Source organism: Oricola indica (assembly GCF_019966595.1).
GTDB classification, from domain to species: domain Bacteria; phylum Pseudomonadota; class Alphaproteobacteria; order Rhizobiales; family Rhizobiaceae; genus Oricola; species Oricola indica.
This window is the reverse complement of sequence record NZ_JAINFJ010000004.1, coordinates 66,985-82,637: the sequence shown is the minus strand read 5'-3', so window position 1 is coordinate 82,637 and position 15,653 is coordinate 66,985. Positions and strand designations below refer to the sequence as shown.

General features: G+C 64.2%; 15 protein-coding genes. 6 read left to right on the top strand and 9 right to left on the bottom strand.

All coding sequences use genetic code 11. The features are described from left to right. Nucleotides 1–15: 15 nt before the first annotated feature. The 9 genes from LC343_RS11940 to LC343_RS11900 form a co-directional block, all read right to left on the bottom strand. Nucleotides 16–1,113: an ABC transporter ATP-binding protein gene (locus LC343_RS11940; RefSeq protein ID WP_223477365.1), complete on the bottom strand. Its 1,098-nt coding sequence runs from the start codon at nt 1,111–1,113 to the stop codon at nt 16–18. A 312-nt stretch (nt 1,114–1,425) separates the two neighbouring features. After that, nucleotides 1,426–2,379: a hypothetical protein gene (locus LC343_RS11935; protein ID WP_223477364.1), complete on the bottom strand. Its 954-nt coding sequence runs from the start codon at nt 2,377–2,379 to the stop codon at nt 1,426–1,428. Further along, nucleotides 2,376–3,119 (bottom strand): sulfite exporter TauE/SafE family protein, encoded by a 744-nt coding sequence (locus LC343_RS11930; RefSeq protein WP_223477363.1) that lies wholly within the window; start codon nt 3,117–3,119, stop codon nt 2,376–2,378. The genes LC343_RS11935 and LC343_RS11930 overlap by 4 nt, the downstream gene beginning before the upstream one ends. A gap of 6 nt (nt 3,120–3,125) precedes the next feature. Further along, on the bottom strand, nt 3,126–4,442 hold the full coding sequence (locus tag LC343_RS11925) for a TRAP transporter large permease (protein WP_223477362.1): 1,317 nt from the start codon (nt 4,440–4,442) through the stop codon (nt 3,126–3,128). Between the two features lie 10 nt (nt 4,443–4,452). Next, the gene (locus LC343_RS11920; protein WP_223477361.1) at nt 4,453–4,986 is read right to left on the bottom strand and encodes a TRAP transporter small permease; all 534 of its coding nucleotides are present in this window, start codon (nt 4,984–4,986) and stop codon (nt 4,453–4,455) included. Between the two features lie 51 nt (nt 4,987–5,037). Next, nucleotides 5,038–6,012: a TRAP transporter substrate-binding protein gene (locus tag LC343_RS11915; protein WP_223477360.1), complete on the bottom strand. Its 975-nt coding sequence runs from the start codon at nt 6,010–6,012 to the stop codon at nt 5,038–5,040. 41 nt (nt 6,013–6,053) lie between these two features. Beyond that, nucleotides 6,054–7,316 carry an NAD(P)/FAD-dependent oxidoreductase gene (locus LC343_RS11910; protein ID WP_223477359.1) on the bottom strand — a complete coding sequence of 421 codons (1,263 nt, stop codon included), beginning with the start codon at nt 7,314–7,316 and terminating at the stop codon, nt 6,054–6,056. A 60-nt stretch (nt 7,317–7,376) separates the two neighbouring features. Next, a complete protein-coding gene (locus tag LC343_RS11905) occupies nt 7,377–8,543 on the bottom strand; it encodes an enolase C-terminal domain-like protein (protein ID WP_223477358.1) in 1,167 nt (388 codons plus the stop codon). Nucleotide 8,544: 1 nt separating this feature from the next. Beyond that, nucleotides 8,545–10,242 (bottom strand): thiamine pyrophosphate-binding protein, encoded by a 1,698-nt coding sequence (locus tag LC343_RS11900; RefSeq protein ID WP_223477357.1) that lies wholly within the window; start codon nt 10,240–10,242, stop codon nt 8,545–8,547. Between the two features lie 101 nt (nt 10,243–10,343). On the opposite strand from LC343_RS11900, the gene LC343_RS11895 reads away from it, so the two are divergent. The 6 genes from LC343_RS11895 (at nt 10,344) to LC343_RS11870 (ending at nt 15,643) form a co-directional block, all read left to right on the top strand. Further along, nucleotides 10,344–11,042: a GntR family transcriptional regulator gene (locus tag LC343_RS11895; protein WP_223477356.1), complete on the top strand. Its 699-nt coding sequence runs from the start codon at nt 10,344–10,346 to the stop codon at nt 11,040–11,042. Nucleotide 11,043: 1 nt separating this feature from the next. Further along, on the top strand, nt 11,044–11,754 hold the full coding sequence (locus LC343_RS11890; RefSeq protein WP_223477355.1) for an aspartate/glutamate racemase family protein: 711 nt from the start codon (nt 11,044–11,046) through the stop codon (nt 11,752–11,754). Nucleotides 11,755–11,794: 40 nt separating this feature from the next. Continuing rightward, on the top strand, nt 11,795–12,493 hold the full coding sequence (locus LC343_RS11885) for a fumarylacetoacetate hydrolase family protein (protein ID WP_223477354.1): 699 nt from the start codon (nt 11,795–11,797) through the stop codon (nt 12,491–12,493). A gap of 130 nt (nt 12,494–12,623) precedes the next feature. Next, nucleotides 12,624–13,679: a TRAP transporter substrate-binding protein gene (locus LC343_RS11880; RefSeq protein WP_223477353.1), complete on the top strand. Its 1,056-nt coding sequence runs from the start codon at nt 12,624–12,626 to the stop codon at nt 13,677–13,679. Between the two features lie 69 nt (nt 13,680–13,748). Further along, entirely contained in the window at nt 13,749–14,330 is a 582-nt protein-coding gene (locus LC343_RS11875; RefSeq protein ID WP_223477352.1) for a TRAP transporter small permease, read from the top strand. Then, a complete protein-coding gene (locus tag LC343_RS11870; RefSeq protein WP_223477351.1) occupies nt 14,327–15,643 on the top strand; it encodes a TRAP transporter large permease in 1,317 nt (438 codons plus the stop codon). The genes LC343_RS11875 and LC343_RS11870 overlap by 4 nt, the downstream gene beginning before the upstream one ends. The last annotated feature ends 10 nt before the right edge of the window (nt 15,644–15,653 follow it).

The following is a 15,653-nucleotide window of genomic DNA, read 5'->3' as shown; positions in this document are numbered from 1 at the left end:
CCGTATCCGCCGCGGTCAGGCGATACGGGCTACTGTCTCCTGGTCCGCCGTCAGTTCCATTCTCCGGCCATTGTCGGGGGCGAAGAAATGAAGCTGTTCCGGGCTGACGGAAAGACCGATCCGTTCGCCATGGCGGGCATCCATCCGGTCGCGGACGAACACGGTGATCTGCTCTCCCTTCGCTTTCGCGAGGATGAGGGTTTCCGATCCGGTCGGCTCGGATACCGAGACGGCCGCATCGATGGTGCCGCCTGCAACGAGATGCTCGGGCCGGAAGCCGCAAATGACCGGGCGGCCATCGAATGCCGACGGCACAGCGCCGACCGGCAGCGAAAGCCCCTTGTCGGACGTGAAGGTGCCGTTTTCTCCCGCCGTGAGCTTTCCCGGCAGGAGGTTCATGGCGGGCGAGCCGACAAAACCGGCGACGAAGGTGGTTTCGGGACGATCATAGACATCCAGCGGTGCGCCGATCTGCTCGACGCGTCCGGCGTTCATCACCACGATGCGGTCGGCCATGGTCAGCGCCTCGATCTGGTCGTGGGTGACGTAGACGATCGTGGTGCCGAGCTTGCGGTGAAGCTCCTTGATTTCGCCGCGCATCTGTACCCGCAACTTGGCATCCAGATTGGAGAGCGGTTCGTCGAACAGGAAGACCTTCGGTTCGCGGACCACTGCGCGGCCCATGGCCACGCGCTGACGCTGACCGCCGGACAATTCGGACGGCTTGCGTCCCAGAAGCGGCTCAAGGTCGAGCATGCGCGCGGCCTCGCTGACGCGCGTGTTGATCTCGTCCTCCGCCATGCCCTTAAGCTTGAGCGAGAACGCCATGTTCCTGGCGACGGTCATGTGGGGGTAGAGCGCATAGCTTTGAAACACCATGGCGATGTCGCGGCGCTTGGGCGGAAGGAAATTGACGACATTGCCGTCGATCAGGATCTTGCCGCCGGACGGATGATCAAGGCCCGCGAGCAGTCTCAGAAGCGTCGATTTTCCGCAGCCGGAAGGGCCGACCAGGGCCACGAACTCACCGTCGGGAATATCGACGTTCACATCGTGCAGGATTTCCGTACCGCTGAAGGATTTGCGTATGCCTCTGAGTTCAACCTCGGCCAAATAACGTCTCCCTTGCGGAGTTGTTTGCCTCGGAGCTCGATTGTCTGGTCAATCACGATCGCTGCCGAGGGTGCAATATAGTTCGTACACGAATGATATTCGACGGTGAAAGAAAGCCTGTCAATCCCTCTCGCGCAAAGAGGGCCGGCGAAACCAGACGATGATTTCGAACGCCGCTTTGCGCGATGATCTCCATCTTTGGCTACGCGGCCTTCTCAATCACCGATGTCGCCTGGCTGCCGATTAACCCGGAATGCGGACCTTTGACCGACGTCCGGAAGTGACCACGTTTGGCTCGCCGGTGAGCGTCAGTCAGGCACGGACCGTGCGGCGCTCGATCCGGTTGTAGAAGCCGCGCATCAACAAGGGCGTGAGATACATCGGGATCTGGTAGCAGCCGATGAAGAGCAGCACCGGGTCGGTCACATGCGCGGGCAGGGCGACCAGGAACAGCGCGATGTTGCGGTTGCCGGCGATGATCGCGAAGGGAACCGCGCGGTCGCGCAGCGATGTCCTCGCCAGAACGAGCGCGGCGAGCGCCTGCAGGCCGAAATTGGCGGCGAAGGCGATGGCGAGCCAGCCGAGAAAGGCGAGAGGCGTCCCGGTGACCGCCGGCCCGACCGCCGACATCAGTCCGACCACGACGACCGCCATGGCGATTGCCGACAGCCCGTCGAGCGCCTCGACGATGCGCGGAGCCGGATCGCGAAGCAGCACGCCGCGAACCAGGAAGGCCGCCGCGGTAGCGATCGCGATTGCTGCGAAGAGCCGGCTTGCCGCGCCGATCACCTCGGCGGCCGTGCCGAGTTCGGGCAGCAGCCAGAAGACCGGCAGTACGGTGAATGGCAGGATGGCCGTGCCGATGATCAGAAGGCGCAGCGCGGGTGCCGGGTCGTGGCCGGTCAGGATCGTCAGATTGGGGCTGCCGGAGATCGAGGAGGCGGCAAGCATCAGGACCAGCGCGGTGGCGAGAGGAGCGCCGGTCCATCCCGCCATGGTGAGGACCGCGATGGCGGTCAGGGGCAGGACAAGCTGATAGACCACGGCGATGCCGACCACGATCGGAAGGTTGCGGATCGCGCCCAATGCCTGACGCGGTCCGATCCGCAGTGCGGCGATGAACAGCAACGCGGCGACCATTTCCTGCAGCCAGGGCTTGAAGGCGATCGCCACGCCGGGCAGGGCGATGCCGGCGACGAGCCCGGCGACCAGAAGCATGCGGCCGTGGCGTGCGGCAAGCGTCAGAAGGGTGATGACGGGGTTCACGCCAGCCCCCGGGCGATCAGGATGATTGCGGCGGTGCCGCTGATCGCCAGAAGCGCGGGGCGGTAGCGCCGGTCGAACCGGCCTCCGATCCTCCGCGCGACGGCCAGCCCGGCCAACATCGCGGGAGCCATGACGATGGCGAGCATGAAATTGCGCCAGTCCGCCCAACCGGAGAGATACAGACCCGCCAGCGAGATTCCGCAGCCCAGCGCGAAGAAGGCGGCCAGCGTCGGCCGGGCTTCGGCGGCGGGACGGTCTTGGTAGACGATGGCGAGCGGCGGCGCGCCGACCGAGGTGATCGTGCCCATGATGCCGGAAACCGTCGCCATGGCGACAAGGCTTGGCGAATTGAAAGGCAGCCGCCAGCCGGCGACCGAGAGAAGGACGGCCAGCCCGATCATCACGCCGAAGACGAGGGTGAAGGTGTCGCGGTCGGCAAGGTTTGCGAGGATCACGGTGGCGAGCGCGACGCCGACGATGCGCGCGATCGAGGCGATGGTGACCTCACGCCAGTGGATCGATGCGCGCTCGGACCATGCGCCCCATGTCGCCGTGGAGAGGCCGAGAAACAGCACAGAGGCGGGGACGAGTTCGGGGTCGATCAGCGCGAGGAGCGGCGCGGCCGTGAGCCCGAACCCCATGCCGAGCTTGACCTGCACGATCGCGGCCGTGAAGACGATCGCGAGGATCGCCGCCGCCAGCCAGGGCGAGGCCCAGAAGTGGAAGAAGGCGTTTTCCAAGGGTTGCTAGCCGCCCCCGGGCCTCTGGCGCATGTTCTCCGGCAACCAGGTCGCGAGATCAGGAAAGGCGATCAGCACGAACACCATCAGCACCATGATGAGGAACATCGGGATCGCGGCGCGCGCTATGAAGTTCATCTCGTGATGCGTCATGCCCTGAAGGACGAACAGGTTGAAACCGATCGGCGGGGTGATCTGCGCCATCTCCACGACGACGACGATGAAGATGCCGAACCAGATGATGTCGATGCCCGCCTGCCGGATCATCGGTTCGACCACCGCCATGGTGAGCACGACCGAGGAAATCCCGTCGAGGAAGCATCCGAGGATGATGTAGAAGACGAGAAGCGCCATCAGCAGTTCGAAGCGGGTCAGGTCGAGCGAGTCGATCAGCGTTGCGAGGCCGCGCGGCAGGCCGGTGAAACCCATGGACAGCGACAGGAACGCCGCGCCGGCCAGGATCAGGGCGATCATCGCGGATGTGCGCACGGCGCCCATCAGGCTTTCCGAGAAGGTCGAAAGCGTGAGCGATCGCTGACCGGCAGCCAGAACGAGAGAGCCGATGACGCCGAAGGCCGCTGCCTCCGTCGCGGTCGCGTAGCCCAAATACATCGAACCGATCACCAGAAGGATCAGGCAGATGACCGGGATCAGGAAACGGGAATTCTTCACCTTCTCCAGAAAGGTCATCGTCGGTTCCGGCGTCGGATTGTAGTCCTTCGATAGGCGTGAGTAGATCGCGACATAGCCCATGAACATCGCGGCCAGCACCAGTCCCGGAAGGATGCCCGCGATGAAGAGCTTGGTGATCGACTCGTTGATCGTCACGCCATAAACGATAAGCGTCAGCGATGGCGGGATCATCAGGCCGAGCGTCGCCGCGCCAGCCAGCGTCCCGATGACCATCGTTTCGGGATATTTGCGCTTGCGCAGTTCCGGGATCGACATCTTGCCGACCGTCGTCAGCGTCGCGGCGGACGAGCCGGACACGGCGGCGAACACCGTGCAGCCGACGATATTGGTGTGGATCAGGCCGCCGGGCAGCCGCGCCATCCATGGCGACAGCCCCTTGAACATGTCCTCCGATAATCGCGTTCGGTAGAGGATCTCGCCCATCCATATGAAAAGGGGCAGGGCGGTGAGCGTCCAGGAGGACGACGACGTCCAGATCTTGGTGATCATGGCGTCGCCGGCGGGCCGTGTTGTAAACAGTTCCATGCCGACATAGGCGACGCCGAGCAGCGCCAGCCCGACCCAGACGCCGGAGCCGAGCAGCAGGAACAGGACGAAAAGGAAGATCGCGATAGGGGCCAGTTGTTCCAAGGCGCGTCTCCTATTCGGCGTGGCTTTGTTCGATGAGATCGGCCTTGATCCCGTGCGAACCGGTGAAAATGATGCGGATCAGGTGATCCCAGAAGCAAATGGCGAGCAGGATCGTCCCGATCGACATGGACAGTTGCGGTATCCAGACCGGCGTCGCGTCGAGGCCCTGGCTGATGTCCTTGAGTTTCCAGGACCAGTAGGTTCCGCGCACCGCGTACCAGGCGAAATAGGTCGTGGCGGCGGTGCCGATGAGGAAGCACCAGAGTTCGCCCCAGCGGCGCTTGCCGCCAAGCGCATTGAGAAAGATCGACACGCGGATATGCGCGCCATGATTAAGCGCGTATGCGAACGCGAAAAAGGAGGCGGCGGCCATGCAGTAGCCGGCATAGTCGGTCGCGCCCGGAAACACCTGTCCGGTCCAGCGCGCCAGCATCTGCAGGACGATGATCACGAGGATGGCGATCAGGAACAGCGCCGCGACGACGCCGCCGGCGGTGTAGATCGTGTCGAGTACGCGCCTGAGCGCGCGGCCAGCGGCAAGCATGGGCCCCTCCGTCAGGAAAACGGGCCGGATCGTGTGATCCGGCCCGGTTCGTTACATGGACTTGTACTCGTCGACGATGGCCTTGCCATCTTCGCCGGCGCTTTCCAGCCACTCATTGGTCATGGTCTCGCCGATGGCCTGGAGTTCCTCGACCAGCGTATCGCCGGCGCGCTGAACCGTCATGCCGCCTTCCTTGAGGCCATCCAGCGTGAACTGGGTGTAGTCCTTGGAGCGCTGCAATCCGTCGGCCTTCGCCGCTGCGGCGCAGTCGTTCATGACGGCCTTGGTGGCATCGTCCAGGCCGTTCCATGCGTCGTTGTTGACGAAGACGATGTTGCGCGGCAGCCACGCATCGACTTCGTAGAAGTGGCTGAGATGCTCCCAGACCTTGCGGTCGTAACCCGTGGCGCCCGACGAGATGAAGCTCTCTGCAACGCCGGTGGCCAGCGCCTGAGACAGTTCGGCGGCTTCGACCTGCACCGGCAGCATGCCAGTCAGTTCAGCCATGCGAGCCGTGGCGGTCGAATAGGAGCGGAACTTCACGCCCTTGAGATCCTCGACCGAGTTGATCTCCTTGTTCATGTAGAGGCCCTGCGGCGGCCACGGCACGGAATAGAGATAGTGCAGATTGTCCGCATCGAGCGCGGCGGCAACTTTCGGCCCGGCGATCGACCAGAGCTTCTCATGCTCGTCGAAGGAGGAGACGAGGAACGGAATGGAATCGACGCCGTAGAGCGGGTTCTCGTTCTGATGCGCGGAGATCAGGCGTTCGCCGATATTGGCCTGGCCGGTCTGCACCGCACGCTTGATCTCGTTGCCCGAGAATAGCGAACCGGAAGGGTGAGTGACGATCTCCAGTGCGCCATCGGTCCCGTCGGTCACGCATTTGGCGAATTCGGCGCCGACTTCCGAATGGAAGTTGGTGGCGGCATAGGCCATGGGCATGTCCCACTTTTCCGCCAGCGCGGCGCTTGTGCCGAGCGTGGCGATGGCCGTGGCGGCCATCAATGTCTTGACTGTCTTCATGATAGTTCTCCCTGTTGAACCACTTCTGATCTCCCGACGCCCTATTGAAACCGCGTTGGCGAATAGGGCGCAAGGTCCATGTTCGGGCTGAGGCCCGAGACAAGCTGTGCAAGCAAGCGACCGGTTTTCGGCCCGCCGGTCAAGCCGACATGATCGTGACCGAAGCCGAGGAAGGCGCCTTCGACGCCCGGTACCGCGCCGATGACGGGGATGGAATCGGCGACGGACGGGCGATGGCCCATCCATTCGCGCGTTTCCTTCCACGCGATTCCGGGGATCGCGGCCTCGATGTTTTTCTTCAAAAGCGCATATGGCGCGCGCGACGGCGGCGCATCGAGCCCGCCGAATTCGACGATGCCGGCCAGCCGCAGGCGGCCTTCCATCGGCGTCGCGACGAACTTGCCGGAAGCGACCATGACCGGCGAACGCGGCATGATGTTTGGCTCCCAGAGTTCAAGGTGGTAGCCGCGCTCGCTTTCCAGCGGCACGTCGATACCGAGCTTCTTCGCCAGTGGGCCGGACCAGACCCCGGTCGCCAGCACGGCGGCGTCGCAGGCAACCGTCTCGCCGCCGACGCGCACGCCGCTCACCCGGCCGTTTTCGCGGACGATGTCGGACGCTTCTCCAATCAGGATGCGCGCGCCATTCGCCTCCGCATGGGCGGCAAGGTCCTTCACGTAGCGGCCAGGATCGGCGATGCGGCCATGGTCTTTCAGGCGCACCGCGCAGTCGAGCGCCGGTCCGTAGGCCGGATCGTATGCGCGGAAGGCTTCGCCTTCGAGGAGGTCCCAGTCAAAGCCGTGCGCCTTGCGCACCGACCAGCCGAAAGCGTCGCTCTCGTAATGGGTGCGGTCATTGTAGAGGAACAGGTAATCCGACGGCACGACCCATTTTTCCGCGCCGGTCCCCGCGGAGAGCGCCTGGTGGTCGGCGAGGCTGTCGCCGATGATCTGGTGAAGCGCCGCGGCGCGGCGCTGGACGGCGTCGGCATTGGCGTTGCCGAGATAGCGGATCAGCCAGGGCGCGAGTTTGGGCAGATATCTCCATTTCAGGAACAGCGGCTGGTTCGGATCGAACAGCATGCGCGGGGCTTTTGCCAACAGGCCGGGAACGGTGACGGGGACGATCGAGCAGGAGGCGAGAACGCCGCCATTGCCGTGACTGGTGCCTTCGCCGGGACCGGCCTTGTCGATGAGGATGACGTCGTGGCCGTCGCGCTGCAACCAGATCGCGGTCGAGACGCCGACAATGCCCGCGCCGATTACGGCAACCGTTTTTCCTGCTTTACTCGTTTTCTCAGGCATTCGGTTCGTCATCTCCGACCTGCACCCTATCGGGGCATCGTGGCATACATCTACATTTTGTCAACAATTTATCAGCGTTTTGTGATTTTGGTCCGTGGCGGCCTGAACCGCAAACCGTTCGATCCTTTCCATGTCGGGCGAGATTCCAAGTCCCGGCATGTCTGGCACACGCACGGCACCGCCCGTGCAGGGAAACGGTTTCTCGAGCAGGTCGTCGGCCAGGAAGTAGCGGGCCTGGTAGAATTCGCAGCCGAGCGTGATCTCCGGTGTCGCGGCAATCATGTGGGCGCCCGCCAGGTGGGCGAGCCCGGTTTCGAACATGTCGCCGCCATAGGCCGACAGACCGGCGGCAGACGCCATGCGGGCCGTTTGCCGTGCCCGTTCGAGCCTGCCGGACTTCATGATCTTGATGGAAACGCCGTCGCAAATGCCCTCGTCGATGGCGCGCTGCATGTCCTCGGGGCCGAACACGCTCTCGTCGGCGAGCAGGGGCACGTCGATCAGGCCGCGAAGGTCCGCCATGGTGCGATAATCGCCGGCGCGAACGGGCTGCTCGATGAAATCGGGCCGGAACCGCGCGGCGATGTCCGGCACCTGCACCAGCGCCGCCTCACGCGTGAGGCCCTGGTTGTAATCGACGCGGACAGCCATGCCCGGATGATGCTTGCGGATGTGTTCGAGCCGCATGACATCGAATGCGTGATCGCGGAAGCCGGCCTTCAGCTTGACGATGGAGACGCCGTCGCCCTCCAGCCTTTCGAGGAGAGCGCGATCCGCCTCGAAATCCGGATTTGCGATGGAGCAGGACAGCGGAATTTCGTCGCGGCATTTTTCGCCGAGGAACGACCAGAGGGGTTTGCCGGTCACCTGTCCCGCGAGATCGAGCAGCGCCGTGTCGAGCGCGGCCTTGGCCTCGGTGCAATGGACCACCGTCCGGCTCGCCTCGTCCATGATCGCGCCGTGTTCCTTCAGCGACCGCCCGACGACCAGCGGCCGGAAATAGCGATCGAGCGCGGCGAAGCTCGCTTCCGGCGTGCCGGTAAAGACGGTCCATGGCGAGGCTTCGCCGAAGCCGTGGCCGCCGCTTTCGCCGGTCAGGCGCAGGATGACGACCTCGATCGTGCCGCCGACCGAGCCGATGCCGTGGTCGCGGCGGCCGACAACCGGCAGCGCGCAGTGCCAGACGTCGAAAGCGATGATCCGTTCGTCCGGCAGCGTGCTCGTCATCTCACGCCACCCATTCCGAAACCGGGGCCGCGGCCTCGTGCAGCGGCTGCGAGATCACGTCGACAAGCGTCGGTCCGTCATGGGCCAGCGCCTCTTTCAAGACGGGTTCCAGATCCTCGGGGTCCTCGACGCGCCACGATTTCACGCCGAAGGCGCTGGCGACCGCGGCATGGTCCGTCCGGTTGAAATCGACATTGTAGAAGCGCTGGCCGAAGCCCGAATTCTGTCCGGCCTTGATCCAGCCAAAGGTGGAATTGGAGAACACGATCGAGGTGATCGGCATGTTGTTGCGTGTAATCGTCTCGTACTCGCCGCAGCAGAAGCCGAAGGACCCGTCGCCCATCGCCGCGACGGTCTTCACGCCGGGGCGTCCGATATGGGCGCCCATCGAGGCGGCGAGTGCGTAGCCCAGCGCCCCATGCGCGCGGTTGGTGATGAAGTTCCGCCCCGCCTCGCGCCAGCGGTAATGCGCGGAAAAATAGGGGCAGGGCGTTCCGGGGTCCGCGACGACGACGGCATCGTCGTCGAGCAGGCGGGACAGGGTGGCGATGACCCGCTCGGGCCGGATCGGCGTTTCGCCGCTCGTCGCAAGCGGTTCGAAACCGGCAAGCTTGGCGTCCCATGCTGCCTTGGCGCGTGCCGCGCCGTTCTGGCCCGGCAGGCCGTTGCGGGTTCGCAATTCCGTCACGAGGGCGGCGAGCGCGAGGCGTGCGTCGGCGCAGATCGCAACGGCGGTCTTGTAGTTCGCCCCAATCACCATCGGATCGCTGTCGATATGGATGATCGTCTTGTCGGTGGTGGGCGACCGCCAGCGCTCCGTGGTCACCGAGCCGGCACGGCAACCGATGAAGACAATCACATCCGCTTCGTCGACCAGCGCACGCGTCGCCGGGTTGCCGCCATTGGAGCCGACGACGCCGACGGCGTTGGGGTCTGTTTCCGCGATGGCGCCCTGGCCGGAGACGGTTGTCGCGACCGGTAGGTCGATCAGTTGCGCCAGCGCGCGCAATTCGTCGAAAGCGCCGGCGATCACCGGTCCGCCACCGCAAATGGCGACCGCCCGTTTCGCGCCGGAGAGACATGTCGCCGCCTCGGCGATGGCGTCGGGATCGGGGGCGGCGGGCTCCGCGGGAAAGTGGCGATGCCGCTCGTCCGCCCATATCTCGGACGGATCCACCAGGCCCTTTTGCGTGTCGAAGGGCAGCGCGAGATGCGTGGCGCCCGGCCGTCCCGTCGTCATGGCGCGGAACGCCGCGCGGACCATGGCCGGAAGCCGCGAGGCATCGTCGAGCGAGGCGTTCCACTTGGTGAGCGGCCGGAACAGCGCGGTCTGGTCGAGTTCGGTCAGCGGGTAGCGGCCGCGCGACGTCGTCGCCACGTCGGTTGTGATCGCGAGGATCGGAACGGAGCTTTCGTTTGCTTCCACGACGCCCGGCAGAATGTAGGTCGCGCCGCCGCCGGACGGGCCTTCGCAAACGCCGGGCTTGCCGGTGACGCGAGCATAGCCGTCGGCCATATAGGCGGCGTGGCGCTCGTCGCGGGTCAGGAAATGGGTGATGCCGTGGTCAAGCCTAGCAAGCGCGTCATAGAAGGGCAGGGTCGTGTCGCCACACAGGCCGAACATGTGGGTGACGCCATGCGCCGCCAGCATCCGGACCATTGCCTCTGCGCCCGTCATCCGGTTCGTTGCTTCGCCCACGCCTTGCTCCCTCATTTGCGCACAGAGCTGTATACAGGCTTGTATCTTGTAAAGGACGCCGGGCTGTGTCAACTCAGTTCGCGACAAACCGGTATGGAACGATGAGCGAAGGCCGCGTCGAGGCGCTGTACGGCAAACTCAAGGAAATGGCGGTGAATTTCCGCATCCGTCCGGGCGAGCGGATCAACGAGGTCGCGCTGGCCCGCGAGCTCGATGCGAGCCGCACGCCGCTGCGCGAGGCGCTCAACCGCCTCGTCGCCGAGCGGCTGATCGAGTTCCAGCCCGGCAAGGGATTTTTCTGCCGGCCGCTGGATCCGAAGCGGATCTACGAGCTCTACGAGTTGCGCGGGATCGCCGAGGAGGCGGCGGTGCGCCTTGCCTGCCGGCGCGGCACCGACGAGGACTTCGCGGCTCTCAAGGAAAGCCTCTACGCCAACGGCCTGACCTATGTGGGCAAGACCGTGCGGGAAGTCACCACCTTCGACGAGGCCTTCCATGTCGGTATCGCGAAATTGTCGGGCAACGAGGAACTCGTCCGTCAACTCATGCATATCAACGAGCGCATCCGCTTCATCCGCTGGGTCGACATGGCCTTGCGCGTCCGCGAGACCAAGGGCGAGCACAAGCAGATCATGGCCGCGCTGGAGGCGCGTGACGCCGACAAGGCGGCGTCGATCATGCGGACCCATATCGCCAAGCGCATGGACCAGGTCGTCGCGGCCGTGAAGGAAGGCTATTCCAGTATCTATATGCCCGGCGAACAGCGGCTGTTCGACCAGCCCATTCCGGCGGAGGCGTGACATGAAGATTCGTGGCGGCAAGTCGGTTTACGGCGCGTCGGTCGGCATCCTGATGCTGGATGCGCGCTTTCCGCGTATCCCCGGTGACATGGGCAATGCGACCACATGGCCGTTTCCCGTTCTCTACCGCGTCGTTCGCGACGCCACGCCCGACCTCGTCGTGCGCAACAGGGCGGCGGGGACGCTCGACGCCTTCATCGCGGCGGCGCGCGACCTCGTGCGCGACGGCGTCGACGGGATCACGACGAATTGCGGCTTTCTCGCTCTGTTCCAGGACGAATTGGCGGACGCCGTCGGTGTGCCCGTGGCGACGTCGTCGCTGATGCAGGTGGCGATGGTCAACCGGCTTTTGCCGCGCGGAAAGCGCGCCGGCGTCCTGACGATCTCCGGTTCGACGCTGACCGCGGAACACCTGTCGAAGGCCGGCGTTCCCGAGGGCACGCCGCTCGGCACGACCGAGGGTGGGCGGGAGTTCACCCGGGTCATTCTCGACAACGAACTGGAACTCGATATCGAGCTCGCGCGCCGCGACAATGTCGATGCGGCGCTTGCGATGTGTTCCGCACATCCGGACTTGGGAGCTATCGTGCTCGAATGCACGAACATGACGCCCTATGCGGCCGATATCGCGGCCGCGACCGGTTTGCCGGTGTTCACCATCGAGAGCTTCATCACCTGGTTCCAGTCGGGACTTGCGCCGCGTCGTTTCTAGCGTCAGTACTGCCCGACGACTCATGACGGGGGAACTGCGGATGAGCGGATATCTGTTCGAAGCGCCGGAGATCAAATCCATCCCCGTCAGGGGCGAGGACAGGTCCTACCCGGTGCGCCGCATTTTTTGCGTCGGCCGGAATTATGCCGCCCACGCCGCCGAAATGGGCTTCGAGGTCGATCGCGAGGCGCCGTTCTATTTCACCAAGTCCGCGACGACGCTGACGCATACGGGCGCGACGATTCCCTATCCGCCCGGCACTTCTAATTTTCACCACGAGATGGAGCTCGTGCTCGCCATCGGCGCGCCGGCATTCCGGGTTTCTCCGGACGAGGCGATGTCGGCGATCTACGGCTATTGCTGCGGTCTCGACATGACGCGGCGCGACCTGCAGCAGGCTGAGCGTGTCAAGCAGCGGCCATGGGATCTCGGCAAGGATGTCGAGAACGCGGCTGTCGTCGGGCCGATCACCAAGGCTGCCGATTTCGGGGCGGTCGCCCGTCAGCGCATTCATCTCGACGTCAATGGCGAGACGCGGCAGGACGCGACGCTCGACGACCTGATCTGGAAGGTCGAGGAGATCGTCAGCCATCTGTCGGGCTTCTATCACCTCGCACCCGGCGATCTGATCATGACCGGGACGCCCGCCGGGGTCGGCGCGGTCGTCGCCGGAGACAGGATTACCGGCGGTATCGAGGGCCTCGATCCGATCGAACTGACCATCGGCGACGCCGAATAGTCACAGTGCGGCTCCATGTCGCCTGTGGCAATGTGTTACGAAAAATGGCGCCAAAAGCAAAAAAATTGTAGCACTTTGAGGAGAAAGCCGGTTAAACCGGCCTTCAGCTTCAAAACGGAGGAGGAGTCCAATGAAGTTTGTGCGTAGAAATCTTCTGGCCCTGGCGGGCGCTGCCGGTCTCGCGGCGCTCGCGAGCGGTTTCGGCGCGACGCAGGCGATGGCACAGGACGTGACGCTCCGGCTGCACCAGTTCCTGCCGGCGCAGGCAAATGTTCCCAAATACGTTCTCGATGTCTGGGCGGACAAGGTCGAGGCGGAGTCCGACGGACGCATCAAGATCCAGCGCTTCCCGTCGATGCAGCTTGGCGGCACGCCGCCAGAACTGATCGACCAGGCGATCGACGGTGTCGCCGACATCGTCTGGACCGTGGCGGGGTACACGCCGGGACGCTTCCCGCGCGCCGAGGTTTTCGAGCTGCCCTTCATGATGACCAATGCCGAGGCCGCGTCGAAGGCCTATTGGGACATCGCCGAGAAATACATGCTCGACGACGACTTCAAGGATTTTCATACGATCGGTGTCTGGGTCCACGGCCCGGGTCTGATCCATTCGAAGGAGCCGATCAAGTCGGTCGGAGACCTCAACGGCGTCAAGCTGCGCGCGCCGACCCGCGTGACGAACATGATGTTCTCCTCGATGGGTGCGACGCCGGTCGGCATGCCGGTTCCGGCCATCCCGGAAGCGCTGTCGAAGGGCGTGGTCGACGCCACTGTCATCCCGTGGGAAGTGGCCGGTATCCTCAAGGTTCCGGAACTCGTGACCAACCACACCGAGTTCGGCGATGCGTCGCTTTATACGACGTCCTTCATCTTCGCGATGAACAAGGACCGCTATGAAGGCCTTCCCGACGACCTGAAGGCGGTGATCGATGCCAATTCCGGTCTCGAATTTTCCGCCTTCGCCGGCAAGACGATGGCCGCATACGACGCACCGGTCCGCAAGATCGCGGTCGATCGCGGCAACAACATCATCGAGCTGACTCCCGACGAAGTGCAGGAGTGGCGCGACGCCTCCGCCGGCACGATCGACGCCTGGGTCAAGGAGATGGACGAGAAGGGTGTCGACGGCACCGGGCTGCTCGAGGAAGCGCGCGGCCTGATTGCGAAATACACCGACGGAAACTAAGACTGGACCGGCCCCGGCGCCTGACGCCGGGGCCGGCCACGACATGCCGGGGCGCAGGGGAGGAGCGGCTTGATTCTCAGGTTGATGGAGCTGCTGGCGCGCGTCATGGCGCTTGTCGGCGGTATCGTGCTCACCGCGCTGGTCGTCCTGACCTGCGTCAGCGTCATCGGGCGCGGTTTCAATACGCTCGGCCATTCGGAATTTCTGGAGGGGCTGGTTCCGGCCTTCGCCGACATGCTGAAAACCTTTGGCCCGGTGAAGGGTGATTTCGAGGTGGTCGAGGCCGGTATCGCCTTTTCCATCTTCGCCTTCCTGCCGATCTGCCAGCTGCATGGTGGCCACGCGACCGTCGATGTCTTCACCAATCTGATGCCGAAGGCTGTCAATCGCTTCATCGTCGCCTTCTGGGAGGTCGCGCTGGTAATCTTGCTCGTGGTCATTTGCTGGCGCCTCTATGAAGGACTGCAGTCCAAGTTCGGCAATGGCGAGACGACCTTTCTCCTGCAATTTCCGATCTGGTGGGCCTATGCGGCAAGTTTCGCCGGTTCGGTCGTGGCGGTCATCGTCGGGGTCTATTGCGCCATCGCCCGCGTTTTCGGGCTGATCACCGGCGGCCATTACCTGCCGCGGTCTGAAGGAGCGGCCCATTGAGCATGCTCGAAATGGGATATCTGTCCTTTCCCGTGCTGTTGGTGCTGATCTTCCTGCGCGCGCCGATCGGCCTTGCCATGATGCTTTGCGGCATCGGCGGGCTCTATCTCGCGATGGGCGGGCCGACGGTGTTCCTCGCCAAGCTCAAGACCGAGACCTACACGACCTTTTCCAGCTACTCGCTGTCGATCATTCCGATGTTCCTTCTGATGGGGCAGTTTGCGACGCTTTCCGGCATGTCGTCGGCGCTGTTCAAGGCGGCGGAGAGCTGGCTCGGCCACCGGCGCGGCGGCGTCGCCATGGCAGCCGTCGGGGCTTGCGCCGGTTTCGGCGCGATCTGCGGCTCGTCGCTGGCCACCGCGGCGACGATGAGCCGTGTGGCGCTGCCGGAACTGCGCCGCTACGGCTATTCGGGCGGGTTTTCCACCGCGACGCTCGCCGCCGGCGGCACGCTGGGCATCCTGATCCCGCCTTCGGTCATCCTGGTGATCTACGCGATCCTGACCGAGCAGAACATCGCCAAGCTGTTCCTTGCCGCCTTCATTCCGGGCGTCCTCGCGGCGATCGGCTACATGATCACGATCTCGATCTATGTGCGGCTCTATCCGGACGCGGCCGGCACGCGCGAGCCGCAGCCCTATGCGGAACGCATCCGCGCGCTGCTCGATGTCTGGCCCGTGCTGATCGTCTTTCTCGTCGTTGTGGGCGGCATCTATCTCGGCTGGTTCACGCCGACGGAGGGCGCGGCGGTCGGTGCGGCCGGCACCGGGATGATCGCGCTTCTCTCGGGCAATCTCAACTGGAAGGTCTTCGCCGACAGCATCCTTTCGACGGCGATGTCGACGGCGATGATCTTCTTCATCGTTCTTGGCGCCGGCTTCTACAATTCGTTCCTGGCGCTGAGCCAGGTGCCGCAGGAACTGTCCAGCTTCGTCGTCAGCCAGGGGTTCAGCCCGTGGATCGTGCTGATGCTGATCCTCGTCTTCTACCTGATCTTCGGCTGCCTGATGGATTCCCTGTCGATGATCCTGCTGACGATCCCGATCTTCTTTCCGGTCATCAGCGCGCTCGATTTCGGGATGACGCCGGAGCATCTGGCCATCTGGTTCGGCATTCTCGTCCTGATCGTGGTGGAGGTCGGGCTGATCACGCCGCCTGTCGGCATGAATCTCTTCATCATCAATGCGATGGATCGGGAAACCCCGATGACATCGACCTACAAGAGCGTGCTGTTCTTCGTCGGGTCCGACATCGTCCGCGTCGCGATCCTCGTCATGTTCCCCGCCATCACGTTGTTCCTGCTGCCGGCCTGATCGGTGACGC

What these genes read in the sequence shown, in the direction of transcription:
- LC343_RS11920 (WP_223477361.1), bottom strand. Translation starts at nt 4,986, where the DNA reads ATGCTTGCCGCTGGCCGCGCGCTCAGGCGCGTACTCGACACGATCTAC.
- LC343_RS11915 (WP_223477360.1), bottom strand. Translation starts at nt 6,012, where the DNA reads ATGAAGACAGTCAAGACATTGATGGCCGCCACGGCCATCGCCACGCTC.
- LC343_RS11910 (WP_223477359.1), bottom strand. Translation starts at nt 7,316, where the DNA reads ATGCCTGAGAAAACGAGTAAAGCAGGAAAAACGGTTGCCGTAATCGGC.
- LC343_RS11905 (WP_223477358.1), bottom strand. Translation starts at nt 8,543, where the DNA reads ATGACGAGCACGCTGCCGGACGAACGGATCATCGCTTTCGACGTCTGG.
- LC343_RS11895 (WP_223477356.1), top strand. Translation starts at nt 10,344, where the DNA reads ATGAGCGAAGGCCGCGTCGAGGCGCTGTACGGCAAACTCAAGGAAATG.
- LC343_RS11890 (WP_223477355.1), top strand. Translation starts at nt 11,044, where the DNA reads ATGAAGATTCGTGGCGGCAAGTCGGTTTACGGCGCGTCGGTCGGCATC.
- LC343_RS11885 (WP_223477354.1), top strand. Translation starts at nt 11,795, where the DNA reads ATGAGCGGATATCTGTTCGAAGCGCCGGAGATCAAATCCATCCCCGTC.
- LC343_RS11880 (WP_223477353.1), top strand. Translation starts at nt 12,624, where the DNA reads ATGAAGTTTGTGCGTAGAAATCTTCTGGCCCTGGCGGGCGCTGCCGGT.